The sequence below is a fragment of the Paenibacillus sp. E194 genome, assembly GCF_000935845.1.
Lineage (GTDB): Bacteria > Bacillota > Bacilli > Paenibacillales > Paenibacillaceae > Paenibacillus_B > Paenibacillus_B alvei_B.
Map to the genome: position 1 here is coordinate 1 of NZ_JMDX01000133.1, position 16655 is coordinate 16655.

The 16655-nt window shown below is 42.0% G+C and carries 20 protein-coding genes and 1 pseudogene; 19 read left to right on the plus strand and 2 right to left on the minus strand.

Annotation, left to right across the window (positions count from 1 at the left end; translation table 11 throughout):
* From AZ66_RS17895 to AZ66_RS17935, 9 genes are all read left to right on the plus strand, one after another.
* On the plus strand, positions 1-416 hold a 416-nt coding region (locus AZ66_RS17895; RefSeq protein ID WP_044356079.1), incomplete at its 5' end, for a DUF6597 domain-containing transcriptional factor.
* A gap of 78 nt (positions 417-494) precedes the next feature.
* Positions 495-803, plus strand: coding sequence for a helix-turn-helix domain-containing protein (locus AZ66_RS17900; protein WP_044356080.1), 309 nt, complete (start codon positions 495-497; stop codon positions 801-803).
* 92 nt (positions 804-895) lie between these two features.
* On the plus strand, positions 896-1285 hold the full coding sequence (locus tag AZ66_RS17905; protein ID WP_044356081.1) for a hypothetical protein: 390 nt from the start codon (positions 896-898) through the stop codon (positions 1283-1285).
* A gap of 509 nt (positions 1286-1794) precedes the next feature.
* Positions 1795-2691 (plus strand): VOC family protein, encoded by an 897-nt coding sequence (locus AZ66_RS29960; RefSeq protein WP_231586931.1) that lies wholly within the window; start codon positions 1795-1797, stop codon positions 2689-2691.
* A 142-nt stretch (positions 2692-2833) separates the two neighbouring features.
* Entirely contained in the window at positions 2834-3724 is an 891-nt protein-coding gene (locus AZ66_RS17915; RefSeq protein ID WP_044356082.1) for an alpha/beta hydrolase family protein, read from the plus strand.
* Between the two features lie 434 nt (positions 3725-4158).
* Positions 4159-4938: a GNAT family N-acetyltransferase gene (locus tag AZ66_RS17920; RefSeq protein ID WP_269433106.1), complete on the plus strand. Its 780-nt coding sequence runs from the start codon at positions 4159-4161 to the stop codon at positions 4936-4938.
* A 15-nt stretch (positions 4939-4953) separates the two neighbouring features.
* Positions 4954-5838, plus strand: coding sequence for a GNAT family N-acetyltransferase (locus AZ66_RS17925; RefSeq protein WP_044356084.1), 885 nt, complete (start codon positions 4954-4956; stop codon positions 5836-5838).
* Between the two features lie 73 nt (positions 5839-5911).
* The gene (locus AZ66_RS29965; RefSeq protein WP_052648599.1) at positions 5912-6736 is read left to right on the plus strand and encodes an aminoglycoside 3'-phosphotransferase; all 825 of its coding nucleotides are present in this window, start codon (positions 5912-5914) and stop codon (positions 6734-6736) included.
* Between the two features lie 84 nt (positions 6737-6820).
* The gene (locus AZ66_RS17935) at positions 6821-7420 is read left to right on the plus strand and encodes a DJ-1/PfpI family protein (RefSeq protein ID WP_044356085.1); all 600 of its coding nucleotides are present in this window, start codon (positions 6821-6823) and stop codon (positions 7418-7420) included.
* Positions 7421-7690: 270 nt separating this feature from the next.
* On the opposite strand, the gene AZ66_RS17940 is transcribed toward AZ66_RS17935, so the two are convergent.
* Positions 7691-8245: an MMPL family transporter gene (locus tag AZ66_RS17940; RefSeq protein ID WP_044356086.1), complete on the minus strand. Its 555-nt coding sequence runs from the start codon at positions 8243-8245 to the stop codon at positions 7691-7693.
* A gap of 587 nt (positions 8246-8832) precedes the next feature.
* On the opposite strand from AZ66_RS17940, the gene AZ66_RS17945 reads away from it, so the two are divergent.
* The 8 genes from AZ66_RS17945 to AZ66_RS17980 all read left to right on the plus strand — a co-directional run bounded on the left by AZ66_RS17945 (position 8833) and on the right by AZ66_RS17980 (position 13675).
* Positions 8833-9393 carry a hypothetical protein gene (locus tag AZ66_RS17945; RefSeq protein ID WP_231586933.1) on the plus strand — a complete coding sequence of 187 codons (561 nt, stop codon included), beginning with the start codon at positions 8833-8835 and terminating at the stop codon, positions 9391-9393.
* Positions 9394-9834: 441 nt separating this feature from the next.
* Positions 9835-10230, plus strand: a complete 396-nt coding sequence (locus AZ66_RS17950) for a VOC family protein (protein WP_044356087.1) — start codon at positions 9835-9837, stop codon at positions 10228-10230.
* A gap of 37 nt (positions 10231-10267) precedes the next feature.
* Positions 10268-10678, plus strand: a complete 411-nt coding sequence (locus tag AZ66_RS17955) for a VOC family protein (protein WP_044356088.1) — start codon at positions 10268-10270, stop codon at positions 10676-10678.
* A gap of 135 nt (positions 10679-10813) precedes the next feature.
* Positions 10814-11140, plus strand: coding sequence for a GyrI-like domain-containing protein (locus AZ66_RS32805; RefSeq protein WP_021255700.1), 327 nt, complete (start codon positions 10814-10816; stop codon positions 11138-11140).
* A 9-nt stretch (positions 11141-11149) separates the two neighbouring features.
* The gene (locus AZ66_RS31950; RefSeq protein ID WP_197081729.1) at positions 11150-11449 is read left to right on the plus strand and encodes a VOC family protein; all 300 of its coding nucleotides are present in this window, start codon (positions 11150-11152) and stop codon (positions 11447-11449) included.
* 122 nt (positions 11450-11571) lie between these two features.
* Positions 11572-11970 carry a VOC family protein gene (locus AZ66_RS17970; protein ID WP_044356090.1) on the plus strand — a complete coding sequence of 133 codons (399 nt, stop codon included), beginning with the start codon at positions 11572-11574 and terminating at the stop codon, positions 11968-11970.
* Positions 11971-12378: 408 nt separating this feature from the next.
* Complete coding sequence (locus tag AZ66_RS17975) at positions 12379-13011, plus strand: class I SAM-dependent methyltransferase (protein WP_044356091.1); 633 nt, start codon at positions 12379-12381, stop codon at positions 13009-13011.
* A 145-nt stretch (positions 13012-13156) separates the two neighbouring features.
* A complete protein-coding gene (locus AZ66_RS17980; protein ID WP_044356092.1) occupies positions 13157-13675 on the plus strand; it encodes a DinB family protein in 519 nt (172 codons plus the stop codon).
* Positions 13676-13851: 176 nt separating this feature from the next.
* On the opposite strand, the gene AZ66_RS17985 is transcribed toward AZ66_RS17980, so the two are convergent.
* Entirely contained in the window at positions 13852-15294 is a 1443-nt protein-coding gene (locus AZ66_RS17985; protein WP_044356093.1) for an MFS transporter, read from the minus strand.
* Positions 15295-15582: 288 nt separating this feature from the next.
* On the opposite strand from AZ66_RS17985, the gene AZ66_RS17990 reads away from it, so the two are divergent.
* Both AZ66_RS17990 and AZ66_RS17995 read left to right on the plus strand, forming a co-directional pair.
* Positions 15583-16269 (plus strand): AraC family transcriptional regulator, encoded by a 687-nt coding sequence (locus AZ66_RS17990; protein ID WP_197081728.1) that lies wholly within the window; start codon positions 15583-15585, stop codon positions 16267-16269.
* Positions 16270-16399: 130 nt separating this feature from the next.
* Positions 16400-16655 (plus strand): annotated as a pseudogene (locus AZ66_RS17995) (erythromycin esterase family protein); the annotation flags it as partial.

Here is a 16655-nt window from a genome sequence, read left to right on the forward strand (position 1 = left end):
TGCTTTCGATGATTCAAACTTTTAAAACTACAAACGCTTTACAGAAGTTGGTAGACTATGTCTGGGTCGTTGATTTCACCCATCTCGATGACGACAAGAAAGAGGATATAATTATGCCGCTCGGACATATCAATATCATATTTAATTATGCTTCTCCTTATCGTATGGTGGAAGAGAAGAGGAAAGTAACAATCCCCAATGCGGTTGTGATTGGGCAAATGAAGAGAGCCAAACATGTCCGATATGGACAACATTTATATCAAATTGGCATTTCACTGACTCCTTTAGGGTTTATACAACTTTTTTATGTACCCAGCTTTGAATTGACAGAGCGAATCGTACACGTCGACGAAGTGGATCCTCTTCTAGGCGATCTGTACCAACAGATAATAGGCTGTAAAGACGTGGAACAATAGATCACAGCAATCAATCATTATTTGTTGCATCGATTAACGTTGAATAAGAAGGATACCAGCCGTATAGAGGAGATGCTTATGTATGTAGAACGAGAGTACGACAACTTGAACATTGTGAGGATGGCGAAATGTTTTGAAATTTCAGAAAGTACGCTGGAGCGTTCCTTCAAGAAACAGATCGGCCTCACCCCAAAGGCCTATGGAGATATTATAAAGTTCAGAAAGCTTGTTGAGAATGAAGGATTGAGAAAAGATATCCAGATTAGCTACTATGATCAGTCGCACCTCATCAAGACATCCAAAAAATTCGCAGGCAAAACCGTCAAAGATTTAGAGAAGCCGCCTCATGAATTAACCCTTCACTTTGTTTGGTATGGTCAGAAATGATAGAGCTTCATCATTGATGCTGATTTTTTACAATACATCCTCCTTTCATCTTGTTACGCTTATAACCAAACAGAAGAGAGGAAGGAATAACGATGCAGAACATGATGACCATCGCAAGTTTACTCATGTTTTTAAATGTTACGTTGTTATCGATATTGGTTCCGGGAGGGCCGATTGAGAATAGGGATTTTTCCAAATTAAAAGGGATTGTGTTTTGGGGATTCAATCTGTTTCTCATCTTACTCGGCATTTCGTCGTTTATTGCGTGCTATCTCTTATTGATATCGCATGCGAATGCTATTTTCATTACGACAATCATCGCGGTCTTATACTTTATCGTCTACATGATCGACTTAGCTGGTATCTTTCCAAAATCACCAACTAAAATGTCTAAGCCACTTATGTTGTTCGAAGTCATTAATGCATCCATGGCGGTATTCCTTTTCATCTTTGTGACTGCGATTGGGCATTTCGGTTCGTAATGAAGAAGTTCAAAATGTACCTTAGCATATTCACTTATACATTAGGAGACGTAGAGCGTAAGACTTGTTTTACTCCAATCTGCGAATGGTAGAACTCGCATTCAAATATCATTTCACGTCGCGTTTGAATATGCCGGAATTTAGGGAATGAGAATATTAGGGGAACACAGAATGAACTTCGAACATAAATGTCGAAGTTTTTATGTAGTTTTTTAGCGATTACCGACGGAAAATGCGAATGTAGTGTGTCTGCTTCTTAAAAGGAGGATAAACAGTGAGCCATGATATGAAGCGGGTGCAAGCGGCTCTACTTGGAGATTGGGAGGCTTTTGGAACCATTGTCCATGCTTCACTATTTAGGTGGATTTACGATTAGAGAAACCGCAGAAATCCTTGAAATATCAATGAACGCGGCGGAGAGTCGAATTCGTAGATCAAAAGATTCGCTTAAAGCGGAGAGTCGAATTCGTAGATCAAAAGATTCGCTTAAAAAGGAGCTGTTTGTATTAATGGATGATTTCATGAATTATGATGGTTTTGGGCAAAACATCGAACGAGAAGTCCTGCGTGCAATTGTACCACGCATTGCTACAATTGAAATTCCTGTATCGGATTTACTCAGGGCAGTTGAATGGTACGGTGTGATGCTCGGTGCTGAACTTCAAGGGGAATGGAGCGATGAATGGACAACGGCAATGCTGCACTTTCAAGGCGGATCGGGAGCGATTGGAGTGCCTTCCATGTACCTCGTAAAGACAGATGATACCCGCCGATTAACATTTAAAAATATGAAGCATGGCTATATTCAAAGTATCATCGACCTCTATACGCATGATCTCAAAGGGTACTATCGGTTTTTAAAGGAACGCGGGGTTGATGTCAATGAGATTGATTGGGAGCAGGAACCTAATCGTCAAGGATTCGGGTTTCGGGACTGTGACGGCAATTCGTTCGGGGTTTGTAATGTTGAACTAAACGGACAAGGTGAAGCGAATCAAGCAATTCCACAATCCCATCCGTATGTATGGCGTGTTGCAGGCATAGAAATTCCTGTGACGGATTTGAAAAAAGCGATAGCCTGGTATACCGAAACCTTTGGCATGAGGGTTCTTGGAGAACCGGAAGAAGATTGGGAGGCGGCCATGCTTTATCTGGATGGAGGCGAACGTCTTGGAGTTCCAAACTTATACTTGGTTGAGAATCAAGATGAACAGCGGCTTGCTTTTACGAATACATATACGAATGTAACTCATAGTGTAATTGACTTCTACTCAGCCAATGTAGAGGAGATGCTATTAGGGTTGCGTTCTCGGAATGCAAAGATGAATGGAGTTAGTGGATTTTTTGATCCAGACGGGAACTCATTAGCCGTATGCAGCGCAGTACATCATGGACAAGTGAAATAAAATAAGAGAGTAAACAAGACGGCACAACAACCGACTGTACCTTAGCAAAATAGTTCAACACGATAACATGAATTGCCGTATAGTATAAATTATATATTCTATTCGAGTCTAATTCTTACTATCTTAGGGGGGAGCACATGAAATGGACATAAATGAAATTAAACTGCCGGGGGCCGCAGGACTCCGTAAAGTCGAAATATCGGATAAGGCTTTGGGTATTACGTTTCCAATGTGGGTGATGTATCCGACGGGCACGGATGAGCATGTCGTACAATTAGGGCCCTATTCGATCGAGTTAGCGAAGGATGCGGAGGTCTTGGAAGGAACGTTCCCATTGGTGCTGATCTCTCACGGTACTGGCAGCACTCCATTCGCCTATCGTATGTTAGCTCAGCATTTAGCGCGGAACGGTTTTATCGTCGGGATGCTTGAACACCCATACAACAATAGAAATGATAATAGCTTGGAAGGTACGGTTCAAAATCTGACGAACAGACCCCGTCACATTCGGATGGCCATCGACTGGTTTTTTGAAACTGAGAGGTTTGCTGGGAAAGTGAACCCGAATGACGTTTCGATTATCGGTCATTCTCTCGGTGGCTACACGGCATTGGCAGCGGCAGGTGGAGAACCTACTTCATTTCCTCATGAGTCACCAGATGCTCAACCGCAGCGCATAGAGGTCACACCAGATTCCCGCATTCAGTCGCTCGTACTTCTAGCGCCAGCATCAGTATGGTTTCAATCCAAAGAAGCGTTACGCATGGTTGATGTCCCAATTTTGATGCTTGACGCTGAAAAAGACCCATATACCCCCGCTTTTCACGCGCAAATTATTGTGAATGGGGTTGCTGATCGAAATAAAGTTCAGTATAGAACCGTGCAAAATGCCGGACACTTTTCCTTTTTGAGCCCATTTCCACCTTCGATGAGTTCACCATCATTTCTGCCATCACAGGATCCTCCCGGCTTTGATCGAATTCAGTTTCACAAGGAGCTGTGCGCAGAAATCACGAGCTTCCTGAAGCGGTAGTAATCCTTGTTGCATGTCTCGAAGAATGATTTGGCTAACGGGACGATAACGTAATAAAAATATTGGCGGCAGCCGACTTTCTTGGGTCAGCTGCCTTTTTTCACAAACGGAAGCGAGTTTAAATTATGTCCCCCTAGGTGGAAAGGCTGGAGGAGTGAGAGCCCCTTTATCACTGTCCATGAGTTGACGACAGTTTAAGAAAGGATCCATAGAGATTGCGAATTGATCGTGCAGAAGACTGTTAAAAAATACTAGTACATACACATATGCATGTGGTAAAATATCACTCCCAAAAATCAACTGGTCTAACGAAAGGGAGTGTACGCGTGGAAGATCTGATAATAGAACCATACCAACCTGAAAGGGATAAAAATTCAATCAGAGCTATGTTGTGTGGAGATGAGCAGATCAAAGAATTGCTAAGATGCGAGAAAATGTTCCCGGATGGTATATTTGTAGCCCGCTACACTGGCATAACAGTAGGTTTCCTATCCATTGATGGGATAAAGAGAAAAGCACAGACAATGATATATGTTAGCGAGGAATACAGAAGGAAAGGGATTGGAACTGCCCTCATGGCGAAGGTCGACCACTTGCTCTCCCCACACAAGATCGTAGAACGTTCAATGGGTGGATGCAAGGATGGCGATCGTTCTACTTTGCAATTTTTGTATAAGAATGCTTACTACATCAGTTGGTCGTCTCACATCATGGAGCGGGAAGGTGGCTATCTTCCTGAACAGCATATTTCGGTTAGACCTTATGAAGATGATGATTATGAGACCTGTCATGTACTTATCGAGGTCGCTTTTTACAAGTTGCATGATAATCTGGGAATGCTTCCAACCTATTATTTCCCTCCGAATGAAAATGAACGAAAGCGCATGTTCGATAACAAAAGCAACATATACGTGCTTCTTGTTGAAGGGGAAATCGCAGGGGTTGGAAATATTGATGGCAATGAGCTGAGTCATGTCTCTGTTCGGCATGATCTTCAATCTCAAGGATATGGCAGACCATTCGTTTCATTTCTTGTAAACGAAATCATGCGTCGTGGCAATACCATCGTGCAGCTGGGGGTTGTGAAAGGCAATTATGCGAAGAAGTTATATGAAAGTCTTGGTTTCAATGAAAAGTCATTGTACCACTGGCTAACCAAATACTATAGACCTGACACCCGAATGAGCAGACCGCCAAGTGAGATGGTCAGTTGAATCGAGGTGAGCGTTATGAGAGAAATCGAAATAAAAACCTATACCCCCCAAAGAGATAGAGCACAAATTGAACACCTGTTACATCACGACAGCTATTTACTGGAACGATTGGATCAGGATGAAAAAAGAAACAAAGACAATATTCTGGTCGCACTGATGAATACCAAGCTTGTAGGTTTCCTTTCATTTAACGGTTTCGGCCGAAAGCCAGAGGCCATTCTCTATGTAAGCAAGGAGTATGAAGCAGAGCATATCGGTACCATGCTGATAAATCAGTATGAAGAAATGCTCGTCCATAATGAAAAAGTAGAGCATACCATTTTTACTTGTTCTCCTAGTGACGTTGATGTCATCGGCCTGCTAGAGAATAACGGTTATCGATTGTACTTTACATCCTATATGATGGAGCGTATCGGCGAAGCCTTTCCTACAAGCAACATCGTGGTAAGAAATTATGAAGATGATGATTACTATGAGTGGGATCGAATTTGCGAATTAGCCTTTTATCATATGCGTCAGCGTGTTGGAATGTACCCACCGTTCTTTTATAAACCTGTAGCATCGGAGCGGGAAATTTACGCACAGAACAAAAACAATATGTTTGTCATGACCGTGGAGAATAAGATTGTCGCAATAGGAAGAATAGATGGCAATAAAATAGGGATCGTTGCGGTTTCGATTGAACATCAATCACGTGGTTATGGAAGAGATTTTGTGCAATTTCTTGTTAATGAAATCATTCGCAGTGGTGAAGAAAAGGCCATACTTCAAGTGGTAAAGGGCAATTTTGCGAAATCGCTATATGAAAGCCTCGGGTTTAAAGAATATAATTATCACCATTTCTATATCAAATATTTTAGACCGGAGACAAGACTAAGCGCTCCTCCCGACAATTATTGAGCTGAGCAACAAGCTTTTCAATGCATTGTGAATTTCATTGGAACCTTCATAGATAAGGAGAGGGGAAGCGGGAATGGGCCTTATCGTAGAACCCGTCATATATAATACTTTTCCAATCGAGATACAAGCCTACCTCAGTGAAGCAGAAGTGACAGTCGTTAAGAAAACCGCAAGATCATCAGTATATCACATGAAAAATCAATCCCACGATGTCTTCCTAAAAGTAACTCCAAAAGAACAAATGCAGCGTGAAGCCATCATGACGAGCTATTTGCATCATAAAGGCATATGTCCGAGCGTACTTCACTACAGTTCCAATGATTCCAATGATTATCTGGTAACCGATCGAATTCCCGGTTCACATGCAGCAAGCGATGAATTTATAGCTCATCCAGAGCATTTATGCGATGTATTTGCGGAAAGCCTTCTACATTTGCATCAAATTGCACATACGGATTGCCCTATTACGAACGGACTAGAGGAAATGTTCATCCGGGCAGAGCGCAAATATCGGGAAGGGAAGGCAGAAAAGAGCCTTCTTCAGTATATGGGGTATACCAGTAGCGAAACCGCATATAAAGATATGGTATTTCTATATAAACACGCTATAGAAGACAAAGTGATCATACATGGCGATTATTGCTTACCGAACCTAATTCTTCAAGATAACAAACGAAATGGATACATAGATGTAGGGTATGGCGGTGTAGGGGATCGGCATTATGATATCTTCTGGGCGCTATGGTCTCTACAATTCAACTTGAAAAGCGCTGACTATGCCAATAGATTTATGAAAGCATATGGCGAACATGTTATTGATCAAAATCGGCTTCGTCTTTGTGGGCTCCTATCGGTATTTAACGGCTTTAGAGGGCAAGATTATTATATACAAAATTAATACGGAACCTTTCTTTATTCATGGGAACTCAGCGAACTGGCAGAAGAATACAAAATTCTTTCCGAACATGGACGGTGTTCAAAAATGAAAATACAAATTGTATTGTTTGACGGCTTCGGAGAGCTTGTCTCTTTCGCACCTTTTGAGGTACTCAAAAGAGCAATAGAAGAAGGGGCTCCTTTCACGGTTGACCTCATATCATGTGAACCAAAACAAGAAATTACTACTTCGTTTGGAGTTACGCTTAAACTAAATGATTTTTTACGAATGGATAATCGTCCTGATCTGTTAATTGTACCTGGTGGTGGCTGGAATCATAAAGCTGAACATGGGGCGCGAAAGCAAGCAGAGCTTGGAACCCTGACCAAACTGATTAGCGAGATGCACAACGAAGGAACGATTGTTGCTGGAGTTTGTACAGGAGGTATGCTGATAGCTGCCTCCGGTATATTGAATGGTCGAAAGGCGACGATGCACGATTTGGCGCAAAATGAACTCATTGAATACGGGGCAGAGCTTCTTCGTTACAGAATTGTTGATCAAGGGGATATTATCACTGCAAGAGGAGTCACTTCAGGAATTAATTTAGGACTTTGGATCACTGAAAGGTTCGCAAGTGCCAAAATTGCAGCTGCCGTTGAATATCGAATGGAATACGAGAGGCGAGGTGTTGTTTGGGGTTAGGAGTACTATCCCAATGGGCTTGATCACTTCAAATCGTAATATAAAAGCCGCACGGACTGTTTCCTAGTCCTGCGGCTTGTTCACACTCTAAGATTGAAACTTCAAAGATCTCCCGTTCGTACCGATCATACTATTCAACAGTACTGAAAGCGCACAACCGATTACCAAGCCCCAAAAAACATGATCCGGCAATATGTAAATTGGAACGAAACACAAGCAAAAAGCCGTTATTATGAAGTTCATGCTGTTTGAGAGTTTGGGAGGGCATTTTTACAAACTTCTAAAGGCTAATAGTAAACCTATGAAAATAACCACTAAACCTGTTATCGTGATAACGATATGATTTGCACTCACATTATCGATCCCATGCAGCATCATAACTTGAGTACCGACGGGGCTCACATGGATCCCATCGCCGGCATCAATTTGTTGTGTAATGGTATTCATTATCGCCAACTGCTGAGCCGATGACAAATCCTGATTTATTTTAAACTGAATCGTGACATACTGCTTATTTGCACTAATGACGGACTTCAGTAGAGTAGGAGGCATTTGCTTTATCAGATTGTTAAGCTGCTCCTTGTCAGAAGTAAAATCGTGATTACCAGTCATTTGAAGCAGGAGCTGAGGTAAACTCGTAACTTCTTCTACATTCTTATGCTGAGCCACAATCTTGTCTCCGAAGCGATTCATCCAATTAATCGTATCCGGATCGGCTATATCGTCCGCCTCAACTAAATACGTGATAAAAATAGTAAAACCCACAACGTCTTGCAGGGAATTGGTATCTAGCAATGCCTTCAAATCCTGCGGTATCATTTTCATCAAGTACTCTTTCTGAATTGAATAAAGTGATGAGAAGCAGCGTTAAGTTAACAGTAATATTATTATGTAAACAATAATGTTGTTTAGTTAAAAAAGTTTTTTATATTCCGCGATTCATTTGATTTCAATTCGAATAACAGCAAATTACAGCAAGAAGCTGCTAAGCACTATGCGGAGGTAGCCTCAGCGCTCGGGGATCTGAATGCACTCTTTCCTTTTCGAATAGTGGTGAACCTTCTAATCCAAGGGCGCAGAGGAGCAGGGGTTACAGGTTCTAGCTCGCTGCATTATGATTTGTAATTGCGTTGGAAGAACTCGGCGTAAACGAATCTGAGCTATTCTGTCAGTAGATGGTTTGTTTTAGCGAATTCTGCGCTTGCCCGGGAAATTCCAAGTAACAATTACTTGGCTCTGTTAAACTGCTTTGTTGATGTTTTATTGAATTAACCGGCTGATTAGTGGAACAAAGAGGAGTAAGACTGATTACGGAGAAGATTTATAATTTTGAAATACGCGACCACGGCCAAACTTATAATATATATTCAGTGTAATTGTAGGGGAGAGCTAATGATGAGGAGTTTCTACTTATGTATATTTATTATAGTTATTTTGTTTTATCGGCTTGTCAATCATCAGTACAAATACAGCCAATAAAAGAAGAAACAATTGATTTCGACATGAAGACTGCCATTGAAATGGTTGAGAAGAAAGAAAAAATGATCATTGATTTAGCGTTGAGGGAAAAGGTGTCAAAACTGGAGTATAAGGAATTAGAGAAGTCTTTTACCGAAGAGTTTGGAAACAATGCTGATATTATTCTATCTATATTATTTACTCATAATATGGATGCCGATCCAGAGTCAGATATGTATGTTCAACAGAACACATTATACCCAACTGTCTTTCATAAAGGAATAACGATAACAAATGCGGTCATCAATAAGAGTTACTTTGTAAATGATCAAACTCAAACTAGATTAAGCATTAAGGAAGGATATAATGGTGATGATGAGAAGTTACAGGGTTGGGAAAGAGAATACCTCTTTACTCTTAACGTGAATGGTAAGTGGGGATTTAATGGATTTTCTGGAGAGGTGAATTTCTTAGGAGAAGATTATAATATGAATTATTTAGAGTTAAAGAGGTAAATGAAGGACAAATGTGCGAAAAGAAATAAATTGTTTATATTTACAAAAGGGAACAATTGTTCTATTATATTAAATATCTCAACTAGCCAGAAACCAATGATTTTGAGCACTAACTTCTGAAATCATAGTATTCACGTAACGTGCCAGCATTCGCGCCCCTCTCTTCCAAAGCAAGTCGATGGAGATAACTCAAGAAACCCACCAACAAGACTTCACATTAGCACACCAACACATTCTAACATGTTCCGATGGAGCCATAAGGCTGTTCACCGTAAAATACATGGGACATTTTATGAAATTGCCGAAGAACCTAAAGATCCTCAAGAAAACGCATATTCTAGGTATTCCTTGCACAGGTCTAACGAATATGGGGAATAAAGTCGGAATTGTAAGGACCTAAATTTTAGGAAATCGACAATAACCCTAAGAGGAGGCAATATGATGAGTGACGGGAAAATCCTTGGTATTGCATACAATGTCATTCCTGTGGCTAACATCGAGAAATCAGCAGAATGGTATGTGAAACACTTTGGATTTAACATTCGACACCAGCGGGAAGGATATTTAAGTTTGTTTAGGCACAATAGGCCTATATTAGACTTAATTCAAAGTGATAACGATACGAGAGCCGTATTCGAAATCAACAATAAGAAGAGATGGTTCATTACCTTTTTCACAAATGATATTGAGTCTTTACATACCTATTTGAAATCAGAAGATGTGAAAGTTGGAAACATTAGCGATGAGGGGAAGTACGGGAAATTCTTTGTATTGGAAGATCTGGACGGCAACCTATTTGATATTTGGGAAAACCACGACTGCGAACTAAATTACTGACTTGTTAGATTTTCAACAATCAGATGAGGTGACTTCGATGGGTGCTATTATTAGAGAAATCGGAAGTATCTTTATTCCAGTAAAGAATCTGGAAAAGTCCATTCAATGGTATGAGAGCGTTCTAGGTTTTGAGCTAACCGTTAATTGGGGGTTGGGCGCAACACTGAAATTACATAATAATGCTACTGTACTAGGTCTTATTCAAGTTAATGAAAAGCAGCCTGTTACTTTTATGAATAAAGATTCATTAATCACTCCGTACTACAATTTCTTAACCGAGGATGTCCACTCTGCCCATGAGTATCTGAAGAATAATGGAGTAAACGTGTTTGATATCCGTGACAATGGCGATTTTTATTTAATGGATTTTGAGGATCCAGATGGAAACTTGCTCAGTATGATAGATTTGAATCAAGATTCAAGATGGCTCAAAAGCCTTACGAAATAATTTCAAAGGAGAAATGAATATGAACCAAAACCAAGTCGAGATTGTTCGCCTCCAGGAAAAATTTATCGGCATTCCAGTAACATCTAGTTTTCAGAATCATGACCCAAAGAGGGTTGAAGCTACAAAAGAATCATTCTGAATCGCAAACATGAAATCAAAAACGTCATCAATTCACATGAATATGTGTGTCCGCACTTCTCATCGGAAGTACTATTTACTTATTTTTTCTGCATGGAAGTAAGTTCCCTTGAGGACATCCCTGAAGGCATGATTGGTTTTACAGCTCCGCCACATTCCTATGCGACAACAAGAACAGAAAAAGACCCTTATGAAGAAATCCACACTTACCTTGCAAACAATGGATTTGAAAACAATTCGAAGGCACTTGCACTCGAGGTCTATCAATTTGAAGATCCGGAATGGCCAGGAAAAGTAGATGTATTCGTTCCAGTTATTGATTAAGTAAGCAATATTGAGAACGCAAGAGATTGGTATTGCAAATTACTCAGCTTGCCAACTGATGGAGAAATATTATTTGGCCATATTTATGTGCTTCCAATGCAGGGGGAAACGAATATCGTATTAGACAGCAAGATATATTCACCAGAACACGTATTCAACATCCCAGTTGTTCAATTCGCTGCAGATGATATTGAAGAGTCCTATGAATACATGAAATCAATGAATGTAGAATTGGTAACCGGTATTGAAAACGGACATTGGTTCAATATCAAAGACCCTAATGGGAACGTAATCATGATTTGCAAGTAAAAAGGTACATAATAGCATGTTCAGCACACCGCCAAAGCTTTAAGCCGATGGGGAATTGTGATTACAATAACGCAATACAGAAGCCTTGAAATCAATATATTTAACAAGGAGGAATATACATAATGGCAATAAAGATAAAAAACTATGCAGTTGTTTCATTGCCGGTTCGTGATCTAGAGGTTTCCGTTAGGTGGTACAATGAGGTACTCGGTATTCCGTTCACTTTCGAATACTCCCCGGGTGACCAAGAGGCTTGGCTTAACGTCGGGGGAGTCGGACTTGGGCTTATTCGATGCCCAGAGGTGCCAAAGCTGGACTTCACGAATAGCAGCGGAGACCATCAGCCAATCATCTCGCTGGAGGTAGACAATATTCATGAAGCGTATGAGGAGTTAAAGAAGAAAGGGAACGAAATCGGCGAAATGGTGTACAAGCCACAGGGCGGGTACGGCTTCACTTTCCGCGATCCAGATGGTCATATGGGGCATTTGTGGGGCGGTTGGCCAAAGGAAGAAAGCTGACGTTCTCCTAAATTACTTTCTTTATTTAATGATTTGACTAAATAATACAGGGAGCCAACGCATTACGTGTTCGCTCCCTGTAATCTAAATGAAGAAGTAAATCAAAGATAGGGAAAATTGACTTACGTACTTCGCATTTGTACAATAATAGACAAATGAGATCTATAATATCTTCGAAGAGTATCGTATATTCAATATGATGACACAAGCAAAACCTATTTTAGAGCGCATCTGCAGAACAAAAAGGTTACTAAAGTAACTCAATATGCTTACAATTAATGAAGTTAAGTAACACTCACTTCATCAGAGATGTTTTTTACAGTCTATTTACAGACATAAGATATCTACAATATACATTATATGCTTTTGTATTACATCGCATTTGAAACCATCACAGAGGAGAAAGCAATGACAGAATTCTGGGAAGCAAGCTTTATTGAGAAACAAATGATGTGGGGATTGGAACCTTCCGATTCTGCTATTATGGCAAAGGACTTTTTCCTCGAGAAGAAAGTGAAGGACGTATTGATACCTGGTTTTGGTTACGGAAGAAATGCAAAGATATTCTCAGATAACGGAATGCATGTGACAGGTATTGAGATATCAAAAACAGCAATTGATTTAGCTAGGAAAAACGGGGTAACTGCTACTATTTATCATGGTACAGTGACCAATATGCCATTTGATAACAAGCGATATGATGCGATATTCTGCTACGCCCTGATTCATTTACTGAACCGTCGTGAACGGGAAAAATTGATTCAAGATTGCTACAATCAGTTAAAACCCAATGGATACATGATGTTTACTGCGGTTACAAAAAAGGCTCCCATGTATGGCAAGGGCAGAGAACTGGGTAAAGATCGATTTGAGATTATGGAAGGCGTCAAAATGTTCTTCTATGATTCGAATTCAGTAAGTCGAGAATTTGAGAAGTATGGATTAATCGAGTTCTCAGAGATTGACGAGCCCAATAAAAATATGAAAGATAAGCCTACTATGAATTTTGTAATTATAACATGTAAAAAGGGAGCTATCTAAAGTTTAAATCAACTCGTTAAAAGTCATACATGCTTTGTTTCCAATTACCCTACAGCTGGTCTTGCAAATTTTGAGCTGCCCGCATAGCAAGTACCACATAATGGGGGGATATGATATAATTTTTGGAAAAGGAGCGTGGGGCAACATGTTAACACAGCCACTTCCGTCAGAGTATGGGGAAGCTTTTGCAAATTACATTAGCCAGATGCCAGCAGGGGATCTGCAGGAGATGCTAGCTGAGCAGCTAGAGCAGACGACGAAATTAATCTCGAACCTCTCGAAGGAGCAAGGGGAATATCGCTACGCGCCGGGCAAATGGTCTATTAAGCAAGTGCTCGGTCATATCGCGGATACAGAACGCGTCATGGCGTACCGGCTGTTGCGCATTGCGAGAGGGGATCAGACACCTCTGCCAGGATTCGATGAGGGTCTATTCATGAGTGGCTCCACTTTCGATTCAATGCCAATGTCCGAGCTGCTGGAAGACTACCAAGCCGTCCGTCATGCGACGTTGACGCTGCTGCGCGGTCTCACCGATGAAGCTGCGCTTCGCACAGGCACCACGAACAATATGACGATATCGGCGCGTGCGCTTGCTTATACGATCGCGGGGCATGAGCTGCATCATTTACATGTCCTGAAGGAACGTTATTTAGGAGAGTAGAGGATTGATGGGAAGAAAGAGGTAATGAAAAGACTCATTACTATTGATATCGAAGCCGCGAGGATTTTTCCTTGCGGCTTATTCGTGTTCTAAGAATGAAACTTCGAACAAACTCTAAGAAGTCTGCCGTTGGTTTCATTACGGGTTCATGACATACACTAGCGATGTATTCACTATCAATCGGCTCTGTTACTACGAAGTAATAACGATATCAAGGCGGATATGCCGCAGATTACGCCTGCCGCAAGGAATGCACTATGGTAACCAGCTAGCTGCGCCAATACGGCAGGACTCCCAGATTCTACATGTAGCGTGGTCACGGTATGAGAGAGTGTCACAAGTATGGCTATACCAAGCGCGCCACCAAGTTGGCGTGCTGTATTTTGCAAACCGGAAGCAAGGCCTGTATCCTGTGCCGGAATGCCCGCAAGCACAGCTTGGATGGCGGTCATTAGCATCAAGCCTAGTCCACATCCTACAAGTAAACTTGGAAACAAGAACTCAGAAATATAGTCGGGATGAGCTGGCAGCCAATTGAACCAGACAAATCCTGCAGCGGCCAAGATACCTCCCAGAAAAGGAAGCCTTTTAAAGCCAGCGGAACGAAGAGGCCGGGATATAATCGAAGAAATAGCAAGCATGGCCGCCATAGGCAGCAGCGCTAATCCCGTTTGCAGCGGACTGTATCCGCTGATTTGCTGTAAACTTAGGGATGAAAATAACACGTTGGCTGTTAGAGCTCCACCAAGTCCAAGTACCATGAAAATGCCAATCCGTACATTCCAGTGGCGGAAAACGCTTAAACGAATTAAAGGCGCAGCTGTGTTCTTCTCAATAGCGATGAACATCAGCAATAGCACAAGCGCACCGGCTAACGAGCACAGAACAACTGGAGATTTCCAACCCCGTTCAAGCGTTTGTGTGATTCCAAAAATAAAGGCCGTCAGAGAAAGCGTAATTGCAGCAGCTCCAGGTATATCCAGCTTGGCGGGAGCATTTTCTTTCGACTGTGGAAGTAGGCAAATGGCAACCATACCGCTGAGCACAACCCCGATCGGAACATTAACAAACATTACCCAACGCCAGTTGATTAAGCTCGTTAGAACACCGCCAATCATTACTCCGAACGCAGATGCAATAGAGGAAGAGGCTGCCCATAACGATATCGCCCGATCTTGCTTGGCACCTCTCGGATATGCAGCAATGATTACGGTTAGTGTAGATGTGGCGAGAACAGAGCCTCCCAGTCCTTGTACAGCACGTGCCGCTAATAACATGGGGCCTGTTGTTGCAAGTCCGCCGGCGAGGCTGGCTAATGTAAATAGGATAAGTCCAGACTGAAGTATTACTCTTCTGCCATAGATGTCGCTGGCACGTGCCGCAAGCAGCATAAAACCGCCTAATGTCAGCAAATAGGCATCAATTACCCATTGCTGTTCAGCAACAGAAAGACCCAGATCCGTTTGCATGGCCGGCAAAGCAACATTTACAATCGAACTGTCCATGACGACCATAAAGGCGCATAAACAAGCAACTAATGCGGCAATCCATGCAGGTATGCCTTTTTTCAGTGGTGACGACACGATTGGGGCAGACAAATTCACAGAATTAGATGACATCGAGATCCCTCCATAAAAGTATGCTGGTGAATTCAATCAATTAGACATGGTCTGTTCTTTATTTTAGAATAGGATTAACGATGTACGATAACGCTAATTGGACAAAAATAACGAGAAATGGCCAAAAAAGGGGCGTTGCAAACTGAACTCAGAAGAGGTAGATAAGAGTGATTGGCTGGAAGGGCCTTCATTAATTGCCTTTTGGGGCAATGATGATTCCGACAACCCTTTCCGGCTTGGAACACGTGAATACGATTGGCACAGCCATCGGCGAGGGCAGTTTTTTGTGTGGAAAGTGGGCTAATCCATGTGCGAACTGCAACCGGTTCCTGGTTGCTTCCTCCTCGCCGTGCAGGGTGGATTCCGCCGAATGTAGCGCATAAGGTCACAGTTAGTGGAGCCATGAGCGGCTGGAGCTTACTGCTTACACCTGAAATAAGCAGAGACTTATCACATACTCCGTGTGTCATCAATGTAAGTGAGCTCATGCGTGCGCTTGTGCAGCGAACGGTGTCTTGGAGGGATCAAGAAATCCTAGAACCTAATCAAGAAAGAATAATCGCGGTATTGCTCGATGAGATTAAACTCGCTCCGCTTGAGCCATTACATTTGCCCTTACCGGTTGATCCGCGCCTTTTGCGCATAACGGACGCGATCCTTCAGCAGCCCGAAGATAATCGTACGCTTAACGAATGGGCCGTTTGGGCAGCTTTATCTCCACGTACATTGCGCCGCTTAATATTGGCAGAAACCGGGCTGACCTTTGCGCAGTGGCGCCAACAGGCTCGTCTCACCCTTGCACTGGAAATGCTGGCGCAAGGGGATTCTGTAGGGATGGTTGCTGATGCACTGGGCTATGGAACTCCAAGCAGCTTTATTGCGATGTTCCGCCGTGCATTCGGTGATTCTCCATCGCATTATTTGGCGGTCAGGCGCGAGTTGAAACATAACCTTCCACATGCTCCTAATCACTGAACGAGGTATACGAGCGGAAAATAATTAGAATTGTATTCTATCTTTATACTTTCCTTAGAATTCGCTGTTACGATGTCTTTGCAAACAAAAGAGTAGTGAGAATGGATTTCTAAGGAGGAGTATTTTCATCATGCAAGCAGTACAACGATTAAAAGGATTGATAGCTCTAGGTATGGTGTTTACGCTCGTTCTAACCCCGTTCAATGCCTCAGCGGCAGCGCAAAAGAATGACGGAGTGAAGGAAAATATACGGGTGATTACATCGACAACGTCATCGAATTATAAAGATTTAGAGTTTCTGAAGCCGATCTTGAAGGATAAGACGGTCGTCAGTCTCGGTGAGAACTTCCACCGTGTTGCGGAATACAGCAGCATGAAGACAAGAT